Below are 20954 nucleotides of genomic sequence, written 5' to 3'. Positions count from 1 at the left end.
CTTGCGGGAGAAGGGAGGGGGTGGTCGCCCGCTGGAGCAATACCTGCAATTGCAGTACCCAAGCCCTTCTCCCGCGTGCGGGAGAAGGTGGCGCGCAGCGCCGGATGAGGGCAGCTTTTGCCCCCTGCGATTGTGTAACGGCCCCCACCACCGGTAGGCTGCGCCGATGCTGCAGTCCCTGCGCCACCGCCGCCTGTTCCTGCTGCGCCTGCTGATGCTGGCGCTGGTGGGTTTTGGCGTGTTCGGTACCTCGCTGGCCTCGGCATTGACCGACATCCACATGCTGTCGCATGCCGATATCGGCGCCGACGTGCATGAACACGACGACGCGGCGCTGGCCAAGGCGCCCGATGCCGAGGATGCCGCCAACGCGCTGTTGCATGCCCTGGTGCACTGCGTGGACTGCCACGGCCATGGCGGCGTGCTGCCGACCCTGGCGCCGGCGTGGTCGCTGTCGTTCCCGCCGGTGCAGTCCGCACCGCTGGCGCAGGTGCCGCAGTGCGCCTCGCAGCCGACCGAGAGCCTGTTCCGTCCCCCGATAGCCGCCTGACGTCCCGGCCCATTGGCCGGCTCCCACGTCTGCAACTGCTATCTGGAGATTCCCCATGTGGATGCGCCTGGCGGCGATAGCCGCCTTTGCGCTGGTGCCGCGCGTGTACGCGCAGGCACCGGCGTCTGCTGTTCCGTTGAGCCTGGACGCGGCCATCGCCCGCGTCGCCGTTGACCACCCCGACCTGCAACAGGTCGATGCACAACGTCCCGTGCTGGAAGCACGCCGGGACGCCGCTTCGCTGCGCCCGCCGCTGCAGTTCGGCGTCGATGTCGAGAACCTGCTCGGCAGCGGCGACAACCGCGGCCTGAAGGGGCTGGAAACCACCGTCAGCCTGTCCGGCGTGCTGGAGCGCGGCGGCAAGCTCGACGCGCGCCGCCTGCTGGCGCAGTCCAACCTCGACGCCCTGGCCCCGCAGCGTGCCACCGCGCGGCTGGACCTGCTGGCAGAAACCGCCCGTCGCTACCTCGACGTGGCGCGCGCGCAGTCCGCGCTGGACATCGCCCTGACCGACATCGAGCAGCGCCGTCGTGCGGTGAATGCCGCGCGCGTGCGGTTGCAGGCCGGTGCATCACCGGAATCGGTGCTGTTCACCGCGCAGGCGATGCTGGCGCAGGCCGAGCTGGACCGCGACCGCGCCACCCAGGAAGCCGCCTCGGCGCGCCTGGCCCTGGCCGCCCTGTGGGGCGCACGCCAGGCGGGTTTCGCGTCGGTCAGTGGCAATGCCCTGCGCCTGCCGGCGGCACGTGACTTCGACGTGCTGGCCGACGAACTGCAGCGTGCACCGGAGCTGGCCGAGTTGCTGGGCGAGGAGCGCGTCCGCGATGCCCAGCTGCAGCTGGCACGTACTGCCGCGCGCCCGGACTGGAACTGGCAGGTCGGGGTGCGCAACAGCCGCGCCGACAGCGCCACGTCGCTGGTCGGGGGGTTCAGCATCCCGCTCGGCAGCGCCCGCCGCGCCGCGCCGGAAATCCGCGAAGCCGAGGCCAACCTCGCGTTGCTGCCCTATGAGCGCAAGGCGCGCCTGCAACAGCTGTACGCCACGCTGGCCGAAGCACATGGCCGCTATGCCGGTGCACGGCTGGAGGTGGAACGCCTGCAGCGCGACGTGCTGCCGCAGCTGCAGAAGGCCGAACGTGCCGCCGAACAGGCCTGGCGTGCCGGCGCGGCCAGCTACATGGAATGGGCGCAGCTGCAGGCCATGCGCATCGAGGCGCGCCAGCGCCAGCTCGATTCGGCCATCGCCGCACAGACTGCTCTGATTGAAATCCAGCGTCTCACCGGCCAGTCGATGCTCGCCGATGACGCCACCGTTGCCCCGGAGAACGCACGATGAGCCGCACCCCGTTGATTTCCACCGCCGCACTGGTGCTGTTGGTGCTGTCGTTGAGTGCCTGCGGCGGCAAGCCCGAGGCAGCGGCGTCCGCGCCCACGCAAGAGGCTGGCCACGACGAAGCCGGCCACGCCCATGAGGAAGGCGAGGAAGAAGCCGAACGCACCACCATCAAGGCGGCGATGGCACAGCAGGCCGGCATCGTCAGCGCACCGGCGCAGTCCGGCACCATCGCCGACGAGCATGAGGTGCAGGGCCTGCTCACGCCGGTCGATGGCCGCGTGGCGCAGGTGATGGCGCGCTTTCCCGGCCCGATCCGCGCGCTGCGGGCCAACGTGGGTGACCGCGTCAGCGCCGGCCAGGCGCTGGCCAGCATCGACAGCAACCTGAGCCTGACCACCTACGGCGTCAGTGCGCCGATCAGCGGCGTGGTGCTGTCGCGGCAGGCGCAGGTCGGTGCGGTGGCGGGCGAGGGCACGCCGCTGTTCGAGATCGGCGACCTGTCCGAGTTGTGGGTGGACCTGCACATCTTCGGTGCCGACACCCAGCACATCACCGCCGGGGTGCCGGTCACCGTCACCCGCATGACCGATGGCGTCAGCCAGGCCACCACGCTCGAACGCGTGCTGCCGGGCACCGCCACCGCCAGCCAGAGCACGGTGGCACGCGCGGTCGTGCGCAACGAGGACGGCTTGTGGCGCCCGGGCGCGGCGGTGAAGGCGCGCATCGTGGTGGCGATGCAGCCGGCCGCCGTGGTGGTGCCGCTGTCGGCGCTGCAGAGCATGGATGGGCACGACGTGGTGTTCGTGCGCGAGGGCGAGACCTACACCGCGCGCGAGGTGACGCTGGGCGCGCGGGATGCCGCCAAGGTCGAGGTCAAGGATGGCCTGCGCGCCGGCGAGCAGGTCGTGGTCGAGCAGAGTTACGTGGTCAAGGCCGATATCGGCAAGGCGGGGGCGTCGCATGAACATTGATTGCCGCCAGCGCATCCACGGAGGGCCGCGCCATGCTTGAGCGCATCATCCGCGCGGCCATCGCGCACCGCTGGTTGATGATGGTGCTGACGCTGGCCCTGATCGCCATCGGCAGCTGGAGCTTCACCCGCCTGCCAATCGACGCCACGCCCGATATCACCAACGTCCAGGTGCAGATCAACACCGCAGCCGAAGGCTACTCACCGCTGGAGGCCGAACAGCGCATCACCTATCCGGTGGAAACGGTGATGGCCGGCCTGCCGAAACTCGAGCAGGTGCGTTCACTGTCGCGTTACGGTCTGTCGCAGGTGACGGTGGTGTTCAAGGATGGCACCGACCTGTACTTCGCCCGCCAGCAGGTGGCCGAACGCCTGCAGCAGGTGAAATCACAGCTGCCTGAAGGGCTGGATCCGCAACTGGGGCCGATCGCCACCGGCCTGGGCGAGATCTTCATGTACACCATCGACGCCGATCCCGAGGCGCGCAAGCCGGACGGCACCGCGTACACCGCCACCGACCTGCGCACGTTGCAGGACTGGGTGGTACGCCCACAGCTGCGCAATGTGCCGGGCGTCACCGAGGTCAACACCATCGGTGGCTACCAGCGGCAGATCCACATCACTCCGGACCCGGCCAAGCTGCGCGCGTTGGGCTTCACCCTCGACGACGTCGCCGAAGCGGTGGAGGGCAACAACCAGAACGTCGGCGCCGGCTACATCGAGCGCAACGGCCAGCAGTTCCTGGTGCGCGTGCCCGGGCAGGTGAGCGGCGTGGAGGAGATCGGCAACATCGTGCTGGCCCGCCGCGAAGGCGTGCCGATCCACGTGCACGACGTGGCCGAGGTCGCCGAGGGCCCGGAGCTGCGCAGCGGCGCGGCCACCCAGAACGGCCACGAGGTGGTGATGGGCACCGTGGTGATGCTGGTCGGGGCCAACAGCCGCGAGGTGGCGCAGGCCGCCGCCGCCAAGCTGGAACAGGCACAACGCAGCCTGCCCGAAGGCGTCACCGTCACCGCCAGCTATGACCGCACTGCGCTGGTGGACCGCACCATCCAGACCGTGGCCAAGAACCTGCTGGAAGGCGCGCTGCTGGTGATCGTGGTGCTGTTCCTGCTGCTCGGCAACTTCCGCGCGGCGCTGATCACCGCGGCGGTGATCCCGCTGTCGATGCTGTTCACGCTGACCGGCATGGCGCGCGGCGGCGTGTCGGCCAACCTGATGAGCCTGGGGGCGCTGGACTTCGGCCTGATCGTCGACGGCGCGGTGATCATCATCGAGAACTGCCTGCGTCGTTTCGGCGAACGCGCGCATGCCCTGGGCCGGGCGATGACGCTGGAGGAACGCTTCGCCGAGACCGCCAGCGCCACTGCCGAGGTGATCCGCCCCAGCCTGTTCGGCCTGGGCATCATCACCGCGGTGTACCTGCCGATCTTCGCGCTCACCGGCGTTGAGGGGAAAATGTTCCACCCGATGGCGATCACCGTGGTGCTGGCCCTGACCGGCGCGATGCTGCTGGCCCTGACCTTCGTGCCCGCCGCGATCGCGTTGTTCCTGGGTGGGCGCGTGGAGGAGAAGGAAAACCGCCTGATGGCCTGGCTGCGGCGCCGTTACGAGCCGTTGCTGGACGCGGTGCTGCGGCGCGGGCGCTGGATCGTCGGTGGTGCGGCGTTGCTGGTGGTGCTGTGCGGCCTGCTGGCCACGCGGCTGGGCAGCGAATTCGTGCCCAACCTGGACGAAGGTGACGTGGCGATGCATGCCATGCGCATTCCCGGCACCAGCCTGACCCAGTCGGTGAACATGCAGAAGCAGGTGGAAATGCGCCTGCTGCAGTTCGCCGAGGTGGACAAGGTGTTCTCCAAGATCGGCACGCCGGAAGTGGCCTCCGACCCGATGCCGCCGTCGGTGGCCGATACCTTCATCATGATGAAGCCGCGCAAGCAGTGGCCGGACCCACGCAAGCCGCGCGTGCAGCTGTTGGCCGAACTCGAAGCCGCGGTGGAGGAACTGCCGGGCAACAACTACGAGTTCACCCAGCCGATCCAGATGCGCATGAACGAGCTGATCTCCGGCGTGCGTGCCGACGTGGCGGTGATGCTGTTCGGTGACGACATGGAAACCCTGGCGCAGGTCGGCCAGCGCATCGCCGAGGTCGCTGGGAAGGTGCCGGGCGCAGCGGATGTGCGATTGGAGGAGACCAGTGGCCTGCCGTTGCTGACGGTCACGCCCGATCGCAGCGCGCTGGCCGGCTACGGGCTCAACCCGGGCCAACTGCAGGCCACCGTGTCCACCGCGGTGGGCGGGCGTGTGGCGGGGCAGTTGTTCGAGGGTGACCGCCGCTTCGACATCGTCGTGCGCCTGCCCGAGGCCCTGCGCCAGGACCCGGCCGCGCTGGCCGACCTGCCGGTGTCGCTGGAACCGGCGTTGGCGCAGGACAGCGCCGATGAGTCCAGTCGCGCCGGTGGCTGGCGCAGCGGTGACGCGCGCACCGTGCCGTTGCGTGAGCTGGCCCGCATCGAGAGCAGCGAGGGGCCGAACCAGATCAATCGCGACAACGGCAAGCGCCGCATCGTGGTCACCGCCAACGTGCGCGACCGTGACCTGGGCAGCTTCGTCGCCGACCTGCAGGCGGCGGTGGATGCGCAGGTGAAGGTGCCGGCCGGCTACTGGGTGGAGTACGGGGGCAGCTTCGAACAGCTGATCTCGGCCAGCCAGCGCCTGGCGGTGGTGGTGCCGGTGACGCTGGTGCTGATCTTCGCGCTGCTGTTCTGGGCATTCGGCTCGGGCAAGGACGCGGCCATCGTGTTCAGCGGCGTACCGCTGGCACTGACCGGTGGCGTGCTGGCCCTGGCGCTGCGCGGCATTCCGTTGTCGATCTCGGCCGGCATCGGTTTCATCGCCCTGTCCGGCGTGGCAGTGCTCAACGGGCTGGTGATGATCAGCTTCGTGCGCCACCTGCGCGAACAGGGACGCTCTCTGGACGTGGCGGTGCGCGAAGGCGCGCTGGGCCGGTTGCGTCCGGTGCTGATGACCGCGCTGGTCGCCTCGCTGGGCTTCGTGCCGATGGCGTTCAACGTCGGCGCCGGCTCGGAAGTGCAACGCCCGCTGGCCACGGTGGTGATCGGTGGCATCGTCTCCTCGACGCTGCTGACCCTGCTGTTGCTGCCGGTGCTGTACCGCTGGCTGCATCGCAAGGACTGACAGCGCGCACGGCTTCAAAGCCCCTCTCCCGTGCTTGAAAGCCCCTCTCCCGCCGGCGGGAGAGGGGTTGGGGTGAGGGGGGCTTCATGGGCACGCTGCGCTTTCCCAGCCTGAGGGGCAGGTCTGGCTGACTTTCCATCTGCGCTGCAGACAACCCGCACCAGCGCGACAATAGGCATCATCGAGACCCTTCGAGCCCCCCCATGAGCGAGTGTTGCGGCTGCGGCAAAACCCTGGAAGTCGAACGCATGCAGGCCCGCCAACGGCGGGTGCTGGTGCAGGTGCTGGTCATCAACCTGCTGACGTTCGTGATGATGATGGCCGCCGCCTGGCACAGCGGCTCGGCCTCATTGCTGTCCGGCAGCCTGGACAATCTCGGCGACGCGCTGACTTACGCACTGAGCCTGGCGGTGGTCGGTGCCAGCCTCGCCGCCAAGGCGCGCGTGGCCCTGCTCAAGGCGGTGTTCATCCTGTGCGCGGCCATCGCGGTGGCCGTGGGCATCGGCTGGAAGCTGGCCCATCCGCACCTGCCGCTGTTCGAAAGCATGGGCATCGCCGCGCTGCTGAATCTGGTCGCCAACCTGCTGTGCCTGCGCCTGCTGTGGCCGTACCGGCAGGGCGACATCAACCTGGCCTCGGCCTGGGCGTGTTCGCTGAACGATGTGTACGAAGGCAGTGCCGTGATCCTGGCCGCGCTGGCGGTGTGGGCGTTCGGTGCCGGTTGGCCGGACCTGCTGATCGCCGTGGCCTTGCTGCTGCTGTTCCTGCGCTCGGCCTGGAAGGTGGCGCGGGCAGCGTGGCGTGAGCTGCGTGGTGCGCAGGCACGTGCGGCCTGACTTGATGTGCGTGCGCCTGGCTGGCTAGAGTCGGGCGGTACATTCAGGGAGCGGGCCCATGCGTATGCACCATCTTGCGGTGCCGGTTCTGTTGTCGCTGTGTGGCCCTGCCGCCGCGCAGGACAGCCCCATCTACATCGAGTTCCTGTGGTCCAGGACACCGGCTGACGCGATTGCCCGCCAGCAGACGCGGCAGTTCGTCATGACGGGCGATCACGAGCACCAGATCTGCGTGGCCGCCAATGCCACGACCGACGATGTCGGCGGCCTGCAGCTGGAGTTGCGCGATGCCGACGGCAAGCAGGTGTCCCTGCACCGCTATGACGACTACCGCGGTGCCAAACGGTGCTACCGGGCCGACCTGGGCATCGGTGGCAGGCCGGGAGACTGGACGGCGCATGTCCTCCTCGGTGACGGCGGCACCAACACCGCGACGATCCGCGTCGATCCAAGCCTGGAGGACTCGCCGTTGTTCCAGGAGCGTGGCATTCCCTACGTCGCCGGCCGCCCGAACTACGATGCCTCGATCCCGCCGGAACAATGGTCGGGCCGGCTGGTCTGGGCGATGGACGTCGACCCGCAAGGCAAGGTGACCCATGTGGAGGTGGAAGTGGCCGAGGGCGTGGGTGAACGCCTGCGTGACCGCGCCATCGCCGCCGGCTACCTGAGCCTGTTCCCGCCGGACCCGGGCCGGGCCGGCACGCCGCTGCGCTGGCGCCGCACGCTGGACTTCGCCCCCCAGTAGGCCCCGCTGCGGCCGGTGATTTGCACTCGGGGACTTCGCGCGGCATAATTGCCGGCTCGCTGTGTCCGGAAACCTCCGGATTGGTGGTCGGGAACGTGTCATTCGCCCACCCTTGTCAGCGTAACCCTTTGATTCCCATGACACGTGGCGGGCAACCGCCGGGGCCGCCGTCTTCCTGGCTAAGGAAGTCACCAACATTACCGAGGTGCGCAATGTCCCGCGTATGCCAAGTTTCCGGCAAGCGAGTGCAGACGGGTAACAACGTCTCGCACGCCAACAACAAGACCCGTCGTCGTTTCCAGCCGAACCTGCACGAGCGTCGTTTCTGGGTCGCCAGCGAGAACCGCTGGGTCAAGCTTCGTGTTTCCGCGCATGCACTGCGCACCATCGACAAGAACGGCATCGATTCCGTTCTGGCTGAGCTGCGTGCCCGCGGCGAAAAGGTCTGAGGAGTAAACGATCATGGCAGGTAAGCGCGATAAGGTCCGTATGATTTCCTCGGCCGGCACTGGCCACTTCTACACGACCGACAAGAACAAGAAGAACACCCCGGGGAAGATGGAATTCCTGAAGTACGATCCGGTGGTGCGCAAGCACGTGATGTACAAGGAAGGCAAGATCAAGTAATCCACCCGGATTGCCTGGTCTACCGTTCCACCCAGGACCCGCCGCAAGGCGGGTTCTGTGTTTCAGGCGTGTGAAAGCCCGTCGGCGCATCGCCCATGAACACATGCCGGCAGGGCATCAGACAGGGCGATGGCATCGCCTACAATCGGGCGGATGAGCGTTCTTGATACCCCCGGGCCGTGTGACGTGGCCATCATCGGCGGCGGTGCCGCCGGCGTCCTCACCGCCATCGGCCTGCTGCGCGGCGCGCGGTCGGCGTTGCGCATCCTGATCCTGGAGCCCTCGTTGCCGCTGGCACGCGGCGTGGCTTACGCCACGCCCTACGACGAGCACCTGCTCAACGTGCCGGCCGGCAAGATGGGCGGCTTCCCCGACCAGGTCGAGGACTTCCTCGATTACCTGATCCACGCCCAAGCCTTCCCCGGGGTGGCGCGCGACATGCTGGCCGCGAGCTTCGTGCCGCGCTGGCGGTACGCCGAATACCTGCGCGCGCGCCTGCAGCAGGCCGTGAACAGCAGTGCCGCACAGCTGGAGATCCGCGCCGAGCGCGTGCTTGAGCTGGACCGTGACGGTGATGGCCTGCGCCTGGTCCTGGCCTCCGGGCAGGCGGTGCAGGCACGGCGCGTGGTGCTGGCCTCGGGCAATGCATTGCGCCCGTTGCCGGCCCGTGGCGCTGGCTCGCTGCCCGAGGGCAAGCGCGTGGAGGCATGGGATTTCGCGGCGGTACGTGGCATCGCCGAGCATGCCGACGTGGCGATCATCGGCTCCGGCCTGAGCATGGCCGACACCGTGGTGTCGCTGCTGGCCAGCGGCCACCGCGGGCGTATCCACGTGCTGTCACGGCATGCCCTGATGCCGTTGCCACATGCCAAGGGGCCGGCCGCCGACTACGACCCGGAGCCGCTGCTGGCGATGAACCTGCGCCAGCGCCTGCATGCCCTGCGCGGGCATGCGCGCGCGGCCGCCGCGCGCGGCATCCCCTGGCAGAACGTGATGGAGCGGATCCGGCCGATGGGCCAGGCGCTGTGGCAGACGCTGTCCTGCGATGACCAGCGGCGCTTCCTGCGCCACGTGGTGCGCTATTGGGACATCCACCGCCACCGCATCGCCGGCTCCGTGCATGCACAGCTGGTGCAGCTGCAGCAGGAAAAGCGGCTGGTGCTGCATCGCGGCCGGTTGGAGACCGCGGTCAGCGAGGGTGCCTGCGTGCGGCTGACCGCCATGGACCTGCGCCGTCATCCGTTGCCGTTGGACGTGCACTGCGTGGTCAACGCCACCGGCGTGGAGATGCGCGCCCAGGCCATGCGCAATCCCCTGCTGCAGCAATTGCTGGGCAGCGGGCTGGCGCGCCCGGGGCCGCACGGCATGGGCATCGACAGTGCGCCGGACGGCAGCCTGATCGATGCCGACGGCGCGGTCGAGCCGCGCGTGCAGGTACTGGGCAGCCTGCGCATCGGCCGGCTGTGGGAAAGCCTGGCCATTCCGGAACTGAGGGGGCAGGCTGCACAGGCGGCGGCGCTGCTGGGTTGAGCGATCCGGCCTTCGGTGGGCCGGTATAGTGCGGGCAACAACCCACAAGGAGAGCGGGACAGATGAGGCTTGATATCGACGAGCGCCGTAGCTTGATCGGCGGGCGAACCCCGCGTTGGCTGCTGGCTGCCGGCGCGGCACTGCTGCTCGGCGGCTGCGCGTCATTGTTTGAAGATGGTAGCCAGCGGCGCGGCGTTTCCAGCAGCGCGGTGGACTACCTCTATCCACCCGGCCAGAAATTCGAGCCAGCCACCGCGGGAGAGACGCCACAGGTGCGGTTGCCGGCACGCGTGGGTCTGGTGTTCGTGCCGTCGAACAATGATCCGGTGGGGGTCAGTGCCGCCGAGCGCAGTGCCTTGCTGGAAAAGGTACGTGCAACCTTCCGCGCGCAGCCGTTCATCGAGCGCATCGAGGTGATCCCGGACGGCTACCTGCGTCCACGCGGGGGCTTCGACAACCTGGAACAGGTGGCACGCATGTACAGCGTGGACCTGGTGGCGCTGGTGTCCTACGACCAGATCATCCGCACCGACCAGAACGCGGCGTCGGTGCTGTACTGGACGTTGGTGGGCGCCTACACCATCCGTGGCAACAACAACCAGGTCAGCACCTTCGTTGACACATCGGTGTTCGATGTGAAGACGCGTACATTGCTGTTCCGCGCCCCGGGTACGGACCAGCGTGACGGCGGCTCGACAGCCGTGCGCGTGGATGAAACCCAGCAGCGCCTGGCGGGCGAGAGCTTCGACGTGGCGATGACCAGCATGACCGGCAACCTGGACAAGGCCATCGCTGATTTCGCCGTGCGTGTACGCGAGGAAGGCCAGGTCAAGCTGGTGGATCGCCGTTCCGGTGGCGAATGGCGCCGTGGTGGTGGCGGTGGGAGCACGCAATGGTGGGAACTGGCCTTGTTGCTGGTTGGCGCCGGCCTGCTGTTGCGGCGTCGCTGATCCTGCTAGTGGTGGCGCTGGCCAGCGCATCGGCATTGCGCTGGCCGGGGCTCGCCGACGTGATGGTGCTGGATCGCGGTTGCGTCGCAGGTAGGCAATGGTGGCGCCTGTGGAGTGGCCACCTGTTGCACCTGGATTCAACGCATGCGTTGCTGAACCTGGCGGCGCTCGCGGTGATCCTGGTGCTGGCGGCGCGCCAACGCATGCTGGGTGAGGTGGCTGCCGCAGCGCTGCTGGGCATGCCGTTGTTGTCACTGGGGCTGCTGTGGCTGGATCCGGCACTGGATTGGTATGCCGGCCTGTCCGGTCTGCTGCACGGGCTGCTGGTGATCGTGCTGGCGCGCCGCGGCGGCGCCGTGGCGTGGCTGTTGCTGGGCCTGCTTGCACTCAAGCTGCTTCACGAATGGCGTTTTGGCAGCCATTGGGAAGGATGGGTGGTGATTACCCTGGCCCATCGCCTCGGCGCGGCGGGCGGGACGCTGTGGGCGGTGGTCGGCGGATGGTTGGCCCGGCAGGCCCGGCAGCCGATGGCCCGGCAGGGCGTCTGAGCGGCGATTGCATCGCGGTTCGCATTCGGGGAACAGCGCGCCGCCTGGCGTAAAATGGCCGGATGGATGTCTCCCACCTTCTCGACGGGCTGAATGCGGCCCAGCGCGAGGCCGTTTCCGCGCCTCTTGGTCACCACCTGATCCTTGCCGGCGCCGGTTCCGGCAAGACGCGCGTGCTCACCCATCGCATTGCTTGGCTGAACGAAGTCTTCGGCGTGCCGACGCACGGCATCTTCGCGGTGACGTTCACCAACAAGGCCGCCGGTGAGATGCGGCACCGCATCGACCTGCAGCTGCGCAACGGCAGCCGCGGCATGTGGATCGGCACCTTCCACGGCCTGGCCCACCGCCTGCTGCGCCTGCACTGGGCCGAGGCCAAGCTGCCCGAAGCCTTCCAGGTGATGGATTCGGACGACCAGTTGCGGCTGGTCAAGCGCGTGGTGCAGCAGCTGGAGCTCGATGACGGCAAGTACCCGCCCAAGCAGATCATGTGGTGGATCAACGCGCAGAAGGATGAGGGCCGGCGCCCGCAGCACATCCAGCCCGAGCCGCACGACCAGTGGGGCGAAACCCTGCGCCAGGCCTATGCGGCCTACCAGGAGCGCTGCGACCGTGCCGGCCTGGTCGACTTCGCCGAGCTGCTGCTGCGCGCGCATGAGCTGCTGCGCGACAACCCTGCGCTGCTGGCGCATTACCGCGCGCGGTTCCGCGAGATCCTGGTGGACGAGTTCCAGGACACCAACGCCATCCAGTACGCCTTCGTGCGCGTGCTGGCCGGCGACAGCGGGCATGTGTTCGTGGTCGGCGACGACGACCAGGCCATCTATGGCTGGCGCGGCGCGAAGGTAGAGAACGTACAGCGCTTCCTGAAGGATTTCCCGGGCGCCGAGACCATCCGCCTGGAGCAGAACTACCGCTCCAGCGCCAACATCCTGGGCGCGGCCAACGCGGTGATCGCGCACAACCCCGATCGCATCGGCAAGCAGTTGTGGACCGACAGCGGCGATGGCGACCCGATCGACCTGTTTGCCGCCTACAACGAGATGGACGAGGCGCGTTACCTGGTCGAGCGTGCGCGGCAGTGGGTGCGCGATGGCGGCAGCTATGGTGACATCGCCGTGCTCTACCGCAGCAACGCGCAGTCGCGCGCCTTCGAAGAAGCGATGCTCAGCGAGCAGGTGCCGTACCGCGTGTATGGCGGCATGCGCTTCTTCGAGCGTGCCGAAATCAAGGACGCGCTGGCCTACCTGCGCTTGATGACCAACCGTAACGACGATGCGGCCTTCGAGCGCGCGGTGAACACGCCCACGCGTGGCATTGGCGAGCGCACCCTGGACGAGGTGCGCCGCATCGCACGGCAGCAATCGCTGTCGTTGTGGGAAGCGTCGATGCTGGCCACGCAGGGCAATGACCTGACTTCGCGTGCCAGGAATGCGCTGGCCGGCTTCATCAACCTGGTGCAGCAGACCACCGTCGAAACGGCGCCGATGAACCTGGCCGAGCGCATCGAGCATGTGCTGACCCGTTCGGCATTGCGCGAGCACTGGAGCAAGGAAAGCCGCAACGCGCTGGATTCGGAGTCGCGCACCGACAACCTCGATGAACTGATCTCGGTGGCCTCGCGTTTCGTGCGTCGCGATGACGACATCGAGGAGGGTGCCGAGGACATGAGCGAGCTGGTGGCCTTCCTGTCCTATGCCTCGCTGGAGGCCGGCGAAGGCCAGGCGCAGGCAGGCGAGGAAGGCGTGCAGCTGATGACGCTGCACTCGGCCAAGGGCCTGGAGTTCCCGCTGGTGTTCCTGGCCGGCATGGAAGAAGGGTTGTTCCCGAGCGCGCGTTCGCTGGAGGAAAGCGGGCGGCTGGAGGAAGAGCGCCGCTTGGCTTACGTCGGCATCACCCGCGCGCGCCAGAAGCTGATCCTGGGCTATGCCGAATCACGCCGCATCCACGGCCAGGACAACTACAGCCTGCCCTCGCGCTTCCTGCGCGAGATCCCGCGTGAGCTGTTGAACGAAGTGCGCCCGAAGGTGCAGGTCTCGCGGCCAGCCTCGCTGGGCACCAGCCGGGTAATGGGGCATGCCGCGATCGAGGCACCGCCGATCAAGCTCGGCGCGTTGGTCAACCATCCCAAGTTCGGCGAAGGCATGGTCACCGACTACGAAGGCAACGGTGCGCACGCGCGTGTACAGGTCGAATTCGCCGACGCCGGCAGCAAGTGGCTGGTGATGGCTTACGCCAACCTGACGGTGATCTGATTCCAAGGCGGTGCACGGATGCACCGGTTCGAGTTGCATCATGAATCACGAGGCGCTTCATCTCATAGGGGGATGAGGCGCATGGAATATGATGTTCAGGCCGATCCTGGGTGGGGGTGCAAGGAATGCTTCAGATTGTCGAAGGAACGATCAGTGAATGCAGGCGCCACGATGAGGCGCTCGATGTTTCCAGTGCGGCCGGGCGAGAGCAAACGCGTCTGATTGCTGCCGCGGATCTGATGGTCAGCTTGCAGAATCACGGCATGGCCGCAGCACTGGTCGGAAACGCGATGTCGCTACCGAACAAGGTTGATATCCGTTACTGGACCTTCGTGCTTGAGGGTCGCCCGTTCCGGGCAACCTTCGATCCTGCACCGGCGTTAGCCAGAAAAGTGCGTGTAATTTCCAGGTTGAGGGCGGATGGCGGTTGGGATGCTTTCGCTGTTCATCTGCCGTCGGCACATTGCGTGCTTGTAAATTCCCGGAATGCGCAGGGCATTGGTGTCGAGTTGCTTTCGATGCTTCGGATCATGCTTGCTTTCTCCGCGCTGCCTACTGCGGTTGTCCTCGCGTTTATGATCCTGCCTGAGCCTGCAAACGTCATGTCCTGGTTGCCTGCTTCAGCTGGCTTCCTGATCATTGCTTTGCTGGTGTCGATCATTCTGACGCTGCTCGCGTGCCGAAGGGAGTGGGGGGACTTCAAGCTGAATACCGAAGTGTTACGTGTTTTGGGATTCAAAAACCCGTCGTTTACGTCTCTCGACAAAGGGATGGTTGCTTGGTTTCGGGTGCGTGGGCGTTCTCGCCCAGAGCTGGATGGTTGTTACTTCAATGATCAGCTGTAGCGAGCTGCCTGCAGCAAGCGAAAGAGGCACGGTGCACCTCGTGATCGGGTGATGGTCCTCGAGCGTGGCGATGAATTGATCTGATTACAGCTGGAATTGTGCTCTTTCGCATGCTGCGCTTGCGCTGGTCGTCCAGTTCTCCTCGTGAAGAACTACTGGGAATGGTTCGGTACTACAGCAGGGGTGCGTGATTCCTCAAATGTCCCCAGTCGAGATCGAACCTGGCCAGGTATTTGCGCAGGCGGTCGGCGTCATTGGTGCTGGCGCGCTGGGTGCGTGATGCCGCGAACAGCTCGCGACCCGCGGCGGACAAGGTTTTAGAACGCAGGCAGACGCGCACCACGTCCTCCAGCTGCACGCGATCAAAACGATCCAGTGCCAACGCCGCATCGCCCATGAGTGCGATCAGTGGAGAGGCTTCTTCGCCGCCTCGCCATTGCGCGCGCAGCCGGGTGATCTCCGCATCCACGCCGTCGATCTGGATGCGTCCGGCCGTGGCCAGGGTCGCCATGCGCACCACGCTCGCTCCCAGGTCGCGGAAGTTGCCGCGCCAGGTAGCTTCGCTGCTGGTGGCAAACGACAGGTATCTCGCACGTGCCTCGACGTTGAAGCGCACCCGCTCGTGCTGTTCGCGTGACCAGCGCTCCAGCTCGAACTCCAGGTTCGGCTCGATGTCCTCGCTGCGCTCGGCCAGCCCGGGCAGCCGGTAGGTCCACAGGTTCAGGCGTGCCAGCAGGTCTTCGCGGAAGCGGCCCTGGCGGACGTCGTCCTGCAGGTCGCGGTTGGTGCCGGCGATCAGCTGGAAGTCGCTCTCCACCTCGCGGTCGCTGCCCACCGGAAGGAAGCGCTTCTCTTCCAGTGCGCGCAGCAGCATGGCCTGCTCGTCCGCGCCGAGTTCGCCGATCTCATCGAGGAACAGCAGGCCCTTGTCGGCCGAGCGCAGCAGGCCGGCGCGGTCGCCGCTGGCGCCGGTGTAGGCCCCTTTGGTATGCCCGAACAGCGTGCTCATCGCGCCATCGCCGCGCAGCGTGGCGCAGTTCACCTCGACGAAGCGGCCTGGCAGCTGATGCTTGTTCTTCTTCAGCTCGAACACGCGCTTGGCCAGCTGGCTCTTGCCGGCGCCGGTCGGCCCCATCAGCAGCATCGGTGCGCGCGAACGCGTGGCCACGGTTTCGATCTGCTCGATCATCCGGTTGAACGCCGGGTTGCGGGTGGCGATGCCGCCCTTGAGCAGGTCGCGGTCCTGCAGCTGCTGCTGGGCGAAGCGCTGGGCGATGTGGTCGTAGCGGGACAGGTCCAGGTCGATCACCGCATGGCTGCCGGGGTCGCCACTGGCCTGCTTGCGCGGCGGCGAGGTCTGCAGCAGGCGACCGGGGAAGTGGCGGCTCTCGGTCAGCAGGAACCAGCAGATCTGGGTGACGTGGGTGCCGGTGGTGATGTGGACGTAGTAGTCCTCTTCGTCCGGCAGGAACGGATAGCTGGCGAGGAAGTCGTGCAGGCGGGCGTACACGCCCTCGAACTCCCACGGGTCGACCAGGTAGTTGTCGTGCAGGCGCACCTCGGAGGCCGGCGACACCTGCGCCAGATCGTCCTTGACCTGCTGGGCCAGCTTGCCGAAGCGACGTTGGTCCAGCAGCAGCTCCAGCCGGTCGAGCTGGAAGTCCTCGTGCATGCCCAGGGCCACGGTGGGGCGCCACTTCTCCCAGCGGCCCGGTCCGCTGCCGGCATCGAGCTGGGTGCCGAGCATGCCAAACACCACCTGCCGCTTGGACATATCCATTCCTATAAGTAGCGATATGGAAGTATACGAAATGGATTGCTTGTGGCGCACGGGATAGCGCCTGAAATGAATAAATAGATATTTAAATCAATCAGTTGAGATAATTTTCGAAAAGTTGGCACGGCGATTGCGTTTATAGGGCCAGGACAAGACGCGGGCATTCCCGCCAAGGAGTACCAGATGGCCAACGCAACCCTTTTCGCATCCCTGCGTGGTGCGCTGCTGCCGAAGGCGCAGGCGCGCAACGAAGCCGGTGGGCTGGCCTATGCCCGTGACCCGCGTGCGGCGCTGGCGCTGTTTGCGGCCACCGGCTGCCTCAGCAGCACGTTCTACGGGGACGCCGAGGCGCAGCTGGAACAGGTGCTGGCGCTGTGCGCCGAGGTGGATGCCGACTTCGTCGCTCGCACCGCGGTGTACGCACATGCCGTGGCCCACATGAAGGACATGCCGGCGTTGCTGCTGGCGACGCTGAGCGTGCGCGATGGCGCCGCCTTCGCCGCGGCCTTCCCGCAGGTGATCGACAGCGGCCGCATGCTTCGTACGTTCGTGCAGATCATGCGCAGTGGCCAGGTGGGGCGTCGTTCGCTGGGCTCGCTGCCCAAGCGCCTGTTGCGCCAGTGGCTGGAACAGGCCTCGCCGAAGGCGATCATCCATGCCGCGATCGGCCAGCAGCCGTCGCTGGCCGACGTGATCCGCATGGTCCACCCCAAGCCGCAGGATGCCGCGCGTGAAGCACTGTATGCCTGGGTGATCGGGCGGCCGCACGACGAGGCGTTGCTGCCGGTGGAACTGCAGGCCTACGAGGCGTTCAAGCGTGACCCGCGCGGCGCGTTGCCGGACCTGCCGTTCCAGTACTACACCGCACTGCCGCTGGATGCCGCGCAGTGGGCGATGCTGGCACGCAACGCGTCATGGCAGCAGCTGCGCATGAACCTCAACACGTTCGCGCGTCATGGGGTGTTCGAGGACCCGGCGATGGTGGAGGTGATCGCCACCAAGCTGCGTGACCCGCAGCAGATCGCCCGTTCACGGGTGCTGCCGTACCAGTTGCTGATGGCTTATCACGCCGCCGCTGCGTTGCCGCGTCCGATCCTGGACGCGCTGCAGGATGCGATGGAACTGGCCACGGCATCGGTGCCGGCGCTGCAGGGCAACGTGGTGGTGGCGGTGGATGTGTCCGGGTCGATGCAGTCGCCGGTCACCGGCTACCGCAAGGGTGCCACCTCGGCTGCGCGCTGCGTGGACGTGGCGGCGCTGATCGCGGCCTGCGTGTTGCGTGGCCACCCGCAGGCACAGGTGCTGCCGTTCGATACGGACGTCCGCCCGCAGCCGCTGAACCCACGCGACAGCGTGATGACCCTGGCACGCCAGTTGGCCATCAATGGCGGGGGGACGTCGGTGAGCGCGCCGCTGGCCTACCTCAACCGCAAGTGTGCGCAAGTGGATTTGTTGGTACTGGTGTCCGACAACGAAAGCTGGCGTGACACCCGTGGCAGCGGTGCGACCGCCACCCTGCGTGAGTGGGCCGCGCTGAAGGCGCGTTGCCCGCAGGCGCAGCTGGTCTGCATCGACCTGCAGCCGGTGGCGACCAGCCAGACCGTCGAGCGGGAGGACGTGCTGCACGTGGGCGGTTTCAGCGATGCGGTGTTCGAGTTGCTGGCCAATGCCAGCCTGCCCGCCGGACAGCGCCCGCGTTGGGTGGAGCGGGTGGCCGCAATGCCTTTGTAGGGACGACACGGAGGTCGTCGCAATGATGCCCGGCTGGCAATGGGGCCAGCCGGGCCTGGATAACAGGATTTTTCATGGAAGAAGGCGGATGCCGGTCTGACTACATGGGTTCTTCCGGTTCGACTCCGGACGTCAGTCCACCCCTTGCCGTCTGCTTCCACCCTTTCAATGTCGGTGTGTACGAATGCCGATGGAACTACAGCCTTTGACGCTCCAGGTCGCGGGTTCGACTCCCGCCCGGTGCCGCGATGCACCGGTAGCTCAGTGGTTAGAGCAGGAACGCTGCCATGCCCGCGTGGCATGGCAGCGAGACGTTCCATCACCCTTGTCGTGCACAGCGGCACCCGCAGCAACGCTTCATGCAAGCGCATGAAGTGGTTTCAATGTCGGCATGCGCGAATGCCGAAGGAACTACAGGTACCTTCCGCGGGTTGACCCCGCCCATCGCCAATCTGGCGGTGACCGCTCTGCAGCTGAGCAGGAGGATGTTCCTTCACCCCTCGTCGCGCGGGCCGGCACCCGTGGCAAGCGTTGCACGCGGTGAATGCCGGTGGAACTACATGGATAACCCTTCGGGGTCGGGTTCAACTCCCGGTGACAGCGCCGGCCATGCCGGCACTGCTTACGGTTCCACCACCCTTTGTCACCGCACCTTTTCGAATTTGAAGATGACAGGAACACCTGCATGAACACTCTCAACTACAACGTCATCCAGGCGCCGGGCGCGGCACCGATCAAGCTGTGGACGCGCGGCGTGCCGCTGGAGGAGCAGGCACGCGAGCAGCTGCAGAACATCGCGCGGCTACCGTTCATCCACAAGTGGGTCGCGGTGATGCCGGACGTGCACCTGGGCAAGGGCGCGACCGTGGGCTCGGTGGTGCCGACCATCGGCGCGATCATCCCGGCCACGGTCGGCGTGGACATCGGCTGCGGCATGATCGCCACCCGCACCACGCTGACCGCCAGCGACCTGCCCGACAACCTCTCGGCATTGCGCAGTGCGCTCGAGCGGGCCGTGCCGCATGGCCGCAGCGTGAGCCGTGGCGGCCGTGACAAGGGCAGCTGGGATACGCCACCGGCGCTGGCCATCGAAGGCTGGTCGCAGCTTGCTGCTGACTTCGCCTTGATCTGCGAGCGTCACCCCAAGCTGAAGAACACCAACAACCTCAAGCACCTGGGGACGCTGGGCACCGGCAACCACTTCGTCGAGGTGTGCCTGGACGAGGAGCAGCGGGTGTGGTTCATGCTGCACTCCGGCTCGCGTGGCGTCGGCAATGCCATCGGCACCTACTTCATCGAGCTGGCCAAGCAGGAAATGCGTCGCTGGATGATCAACCTGCCCGACCAGGACCTGGCCTACCTGCCGGAAGGCAGCGTGCACTACGGTGACTACGTGTTCGCGGTGGACTGGGCGCAGCGCTTCGCGCGCATGAACCGCGAGATCATGATGCGCAACGTGGTCGCCGCGGCGCGCACGGTGATTGGCAAGCCGTTTCAGGCCCAGGCCGAGGCGGTCAACTGCCACCACAACTACGTCAACCGAGAGCATCACTTCGGCAAGGATGTGCTGGTGACCCGCAAGGGGGCGGTGAGTGCGCGCAAGGGCGAGATGGGCATCATTCCCGGCAGCATGGGGGCCAAGAGCTTCATCGTGCGCGGGCTGGGCAACGAGGACAGCTTCCACAGCTGCAGCCACGGGGCTGGCCGCGTGATGAGCCGTGCCCAGGCGCGCAAGCTGATCAGCGTGGAGGACCACATCAAGGCCACCGCGCACGTGGAGTGCCGCAAGGACGCCGAGGTGGTGGACGAGTCACCGGCCGCCTACAAGCCCATCGAGGCGGTGATGGAGGCGCAGCGTGACCTGGTGGAGATCATGCATACCCTGCGTCAGGTGGTCTGCGTGAAGGGATGAAAGGCGCGTGCGCCCCACTACGGTGGGGCGCCGAAGGAAGGCAGGAACATGGACATGATTGAAATCGACGGAAGCCAGGGTGGCGGGCAGTTGCTGCGCTCGGCGCTCAGCCTGAGCCTGTGCACCGGCATTGGCTTCACCCTGCAGGGCATCCGCGCCATGCGCAGGCGCCCGGGACTGATGCGCCAGCACCTGACCGCGGTGATCGCGGCGGCGCGAGTGGGTAATGCGCGGGTGGAGGGTGCCACGCTGGGGGCGACCACGCTGCGCTTCGAACCGGGCGAGGTGCAGGCCGGTGACTACCACTTCGCCATCGGCAGCGCGGGCTCGGCCACGCTGGTGTTGCAGACCTTGCTGCCGGCCTTGTGGCAGGCACCGGCGCCTTCGCGCATACGCGTGGAGGGTGGCACCCATAACCCATTGGCGCCGAGCGCGGACTTCCTGGACCGCTGCTACCTGCCGGCGCTGGCACGCATGGGCGTGCAGGCGCAGTTGCAGCTGCAGCGGCATGGGTTCTTCCCGGCCGGAGGCGGTGAGCTGGAACTGGAGGTGCAGCCCTGCACGGGGTTGTCTGCGTGCGCGTTCGAGCAACGAGGGCCGCTGCAGGCAATGGAGGCATCGGTGCTGGTCTCAGGGTTGGCGGCGGCCATCGGCCAACGCGAGCTGGACGTGCTGGGCAGGCGCCTGGGCGTGGATACCCATCCGCGCTACCTGCAGGTGGTGCGGCCGGCATTGGGGCCGGGCAATGTCGCGGCGGTGACGGTGCGGCATGGCGCGCACGTGGAGCTGTTCGATGGCCATGGCGAGCGTGGGCTGTCGGCCGAGCAGGTCGGCATGCGCCTGGCCGATGCCGTGCAGGCCTACCTGCAGGGCGAGGCCTGCGTCGGCGAGCATCTGTCCGACCAGCTGCTGCTGCCGATGGCGCTGGCCGGGGGCGGCAGCTTCAGCACCGGGCAGATCAGCGCGCATCTGCACAGCAATGCGCGCCTGATCGAGAAGTTCCTGCCGGTCGCGTTCGACTGGCAGCCGGAGGGGGCGCATTGGCGGGTGAATGTGCTGCAGTGAGGCAATGTTTGATCTGGCTCAATGCGGAACCGCAACATCCGATGTGCAATGGTAACTGTCCACCCTTCACCGAGGAGAA

17 protein-coding genes are annotated in these 20954 nt (G+C 67.0%); 16 read left to right on the top strand and 1 reads right to left on the bottom strand.

Annotated elements, in window-relative coordinates:
• Window positions 1-166 precede the first annotated feature (166 nt).
• The 13 genes from ACIPR8_RS10080 to ACIPR8_RS10020 all read left to right on the top strand — a co-directional run bounded on the left by ACIPR8_RS10080 (window position 167) and on the right by ACIPR8_RS10020 (window position 14390).
• Window positions 167-550 carry a hypothetical protein gene (locus tag ACIPR8_RS10080; RefSeq protein WP_192287102.1) on the top strand — a complete coding sequence of 128 codons (384 nt, stop codon included), beginning with the start codon at window positions 167-169 and terminating at the stop codon, window positions 548-550.
• Window positions 551-605: 55 nt separating this feature from the next.
• Window positions 606-1886, top strand: a complete 1281-nt coding sequence (locus ACIPR8_RS10075) for a TolC family protein (RefSeq protein ID WP_446540933.1) — start codon at window positions 606-608, stop codon at window positions 1884-1886.
• Window positions 1883-2857 (top strand): efflux RND transporter periplasmic adaptor subunit, encoded by a 975-nt coding sequence (locus tag ACIPR8_RS10070; protein ID WP_446540932.1) that lies wholly within the window; start codon window positions 1883-1885, stop codon window positions 2855-2857. Before ACIPR8_RS10075 ends, ACIPR8_RS10070 begins: the two co-directional genes overlap by 4 nt.
• A 32-nt stretch (window positions 2858-2889) precedes the next feature.
• Window positions 2890-6054 carry an efflux RND transporter permease subunit gene (locus ACIPR8_RS10065; RefSeq protein ID WP_313253664.1) on the top strand — a complete coding sequence of 1055 codons (3165 nt, stop codon included), beginning with the start codon at window positions 2890-2892 and terminating at the stop codon, window positions 6052-6054.
• Between the two features lie 203 nt (window positions 6055-6257).
• Window positions 6258-6890, top strand: coding sequence for a cation transporter (locus ACIPR8_RS10060; RefSeq protein ID WP_446540931.1), 633 nt, complete (start codon window positions 6258-6260; stop codon window positions 6888-6890).
• Between the two features lie 58 nt (window positions 6891-6948).
• Window positions 6949-7635 carry a hypothetical protein gene (locus ACIPR8_RS10055; RefSeq protein WP_446540930.1) on the top strand — a complete coding sequence of 229 codons (687 nt, stop codon included), beginning with the start codon at window positions 6949-6951 and terminating at the stop codon, window positions 7633-7635.
• Between the two features lie 212 nt (window positions 7636-7847).
• Complete coding sequence (gene rpmB, locus ACIPR8_RS10050; protein ID WP_132863867.1) at window positions 7848-8084, top strand: 50S ribosomal protein L28; 237 nt, start codon at window positions 7848-7850, stop codon at window positions 8082-8084.
• A gap of 10 nt (window positions 8085-8094) precedes the next feature.
• A complete protein-coding gene (gene rpmG, locus ACIPR8_RS10045) occupies window positions 8095-8262 on the top strand; it encodes a 50S ribosomal protein L33 (RefSeq protein WP_172675037.1) in 168 nt (55 codons plus the stop codon).
• 153 nt (window positions 8263-8415) lie between these two features.
• Window positions 8416-9792: an FAD/NAD(P)-binding protein gene (locus tag ACIPR8_RS10040; protein WP_446540929.1), complete on the top strand. Its 1377-nt coding sequence runs from the start codon at window positions 8416-8418 to the stop codon at window positions 9790-9792.
• Between the two features lie 62 nt (window positions 9793-9854).
• On the top strand, window positions 9855-10742 hold the full coding sequence (gene rhlP, locus ACIPR8_RS10035) for a rhombotarget lipoprotein (RefSeq protein ID WP_446540928.1): 888 nt from the start codon (window positions 9855-9857) through the stop codon (window positions 10740-10742).
• The gene (rrtA, locus tag ACIPR8_RS10030; RefSeq protein ID WP_446540927.1) at window positions 10685-11290 is read left to right on the top strand and encodes a rhombosortase; all 606 of its coding nucleotides are present in this window, start codon (window positions 10685-10687) and stop codon (window positions 11288-11290) included. The genes rhlP and rrtA overlap by 58 nt, the downstream gene beginning before the upstream one ends.
• A gap of 62 nt (window positions 11291-11352) precedes the next feature.
• Window positions 11353-13545, top strand: coding sequence for a DNA helicase II (gene uvrD / locus ACIPR8_RS10025; RefSeq protein WP_446540926.1), 2193 nt, complete (start codon window positions 11353-11355; stop codon window positions 13543-13545).
• A gap of 125 nt (window positions 13546-13670) precedes the next feature.
• The gene (locus ACIPR8_RS10020) at window positions 13671-14390 is read left to right on the top strand and encodes a hypothetical protein (RefSeq protein WP_446540925.1); all 720 of its coding nucleotides are present in this window, start codon (window positions 13671-13673) and stop codon (window positions 14388-14390) included.
• 172 nt (window positions 14391-14562) lie between these two features.
• Here the strand turns inward: ACIPR8_RS10020 and rtcR are convergent, their stop codons facing one another.
• Window positions 14563-16164 carry an RNA repair transcriptional activator RtcR gene (rtcR, locus tag ACIPR8_RS10015; RefSeq protein ID WP_446540924.1) on the bottom strand — a complete coding sequence of 534 codons (1602 nt, stop codon included), beginning with the start codon at window positions 16162-16164 and terminating at the stop codon, window positions 14563-14565.
• Between the two features lie 186 nt (window positions 16165-16350).
• On the opposite strand from rtcR, the gene ACIPR8_RS10010 reads away from it, so the two are divergent.
• The 3 genes from ACIPR8_RS10010 to rtcA all read left to right on the top strand — a co-directional run bounded on the left by ACIPR8_RS10010 (window position 16351) and on the right by rtcA (window position 20875).
• Complete coding sequence (locus ACIPR8_RS10010; RefSeq protein WP_446540923.1) at window positions 16351-17898, top strand: vWA domain-containing protein; 1548 nt, start codon at window positions 16351-16353, stop codon at window positions 17896-17898.
• Between the two features lie 685 nt (window positions 17899-18583).
• On the top strand, window positions 18584-19810 hold the full coding sequence (locus ACIPR8_RS10005; RefSeq protein WP_446540922.1) for an RtcB family protein: 1227 nt from the start codon (window positions 18584-18586) through the stop codon (window positions 19808-19810).
• Between the two features lie 48 nt (window positions 19811-19858).
• Complete coding sequence (rtcA, locus tag ACIPR8_RS10000; RefSeq protein ID WP_446540921.1) at window positions 19859-20875, top strand: RNA 3'-terminal phosphate cyclase; 1017 nt, start codon at window positions 19859-19861, stop codon at window positions 20873-20875.
• Window positions 20876-20954: the final 79 nt, after the last annotated feature.

Source organism: Stenotrophomonas sp. LARHCG68, assembly GCF_052871705.1.
Note: the sequence above shows the minus strand (reverse complement) of the source record. Positions and strands in the feature narration are given on the sequence as shown.

Excerpts from the sequence above, each read along its gene's own strand:
- ACIPR8_RS10080 (WP_192287102.1), top strand. The coding sequence starts at position 167 with ATGCTGCAGTCCCTGCGCCACCGCCGCCTGTTCCTGCTGCGCCTGCTG.
- ACIPR8_RS10075 (WP_446540933.1), top strand. The coding sequence starts at position 606 with ATGTGGATGCGCCTGGCGGCGATAGCCGCCTTTGCGCTGGTGCCGCGC.
- ACIPR8_RS10070 (WP_446540932.1), top strand. The coding sequence starts at position 1,883 with ATGAGCCGCACCCCGTTGATTTCCACCGCCGCACTGGTGCTGTTGGTG.
- ACIPR8_RS10065 (WP_313253664.1), top strand. The coding sequence starts at position 2,890 with ATGCTTGAGCGCATCATCCGCGCGGCCATCGCGCACCGCTGGTTGATG.
- ACIPR8_RS10060 (WP_446540931.1), top strand. The coding sequence starts at position 6,258 with ATGAGCGAGTGTTGCGGCTGCGGCAAAACCCTGGAAGTCGAACGCATG.
- ACIPR8_RS10055 (WP_446540930.1), top strand. The coding sequence starts at position 6,949 with ATGCGTATGCACCATCTTGCGGTGCCGGTTCTGTTGTCGCTGTGTGGC.
- rpmB (WP_132863867.1), top strand. The coding sequence starts at position 7,848 with ATGTCCCGCGTATGCCAAGTTTCCGGCAAGCGAGTGCAGACGGGTAAC.
- ACIPR8_RS10040 (WP_446540929.1), top strand. The coding sequence starts at position 8,416 with ATGAGCGTTCTTGATACCCCCGGGCCGTGTGACGTGGCCATCATCGGC.
- rhlP (WP_446540928.1), top strand. The coding sequence starts at position 9,855 with ATGAGGCTTGATATCGACGAGCGCCGTAGCTTGATCGGCGGGCGAACC.
- rrtA (WP_446540927.1), top strand. The coding sequence starts at position 10,685 with ATGGTGGGAACTGGCCTTGTTGCTGGTTGGCGCCGGCCTGCTGTTGCG.
- uvrD (WP_446540926.1), top strand. The coding sequence starts at position 11,353 with ATGGATGTCTCCCACCTTCTCGACGGGCTGAATGCGGCCCAGCGCGAG.
- ACIPR8_RS10020 (WP_446540925.1), top strand. The coding sequence starts at position 13,671 with ATGCTTCAGATTGTCGAAGGAACGATCAGTGAATGCAGGCGCCACGAT.
- rtcR (WP_446540924.1), bottom strand. The coding sequence starts at position 16,164 with ATGTCCAAGCGGCAGGTGGTGTTTGGCATGCTCGGCACCCAGCTCGAT.
- ACIPR8_RS10010 (WP_446540923.1), top strand. The coding sequence starts at position 16,351 with ATGGCCAACGCAACCCTTTTCGCATCCCTGCGTGGTGCGCTGCTGCCG.
- ACIPR8_RS10005 (WP_446540922.1), top strand. The coding sequence starts at position 18,584 with ATGAACACTCTCAACTACAACGTCATCCAGGCGCCGGGCGCGGCACCG.
- rtcA (WP_446540921.1), top strand. The coding sequence starts at position 19,859 with ATGGACATGATTGAAATCGACGGAAGCCAGGGTGGCGGGCAGTTGCTG.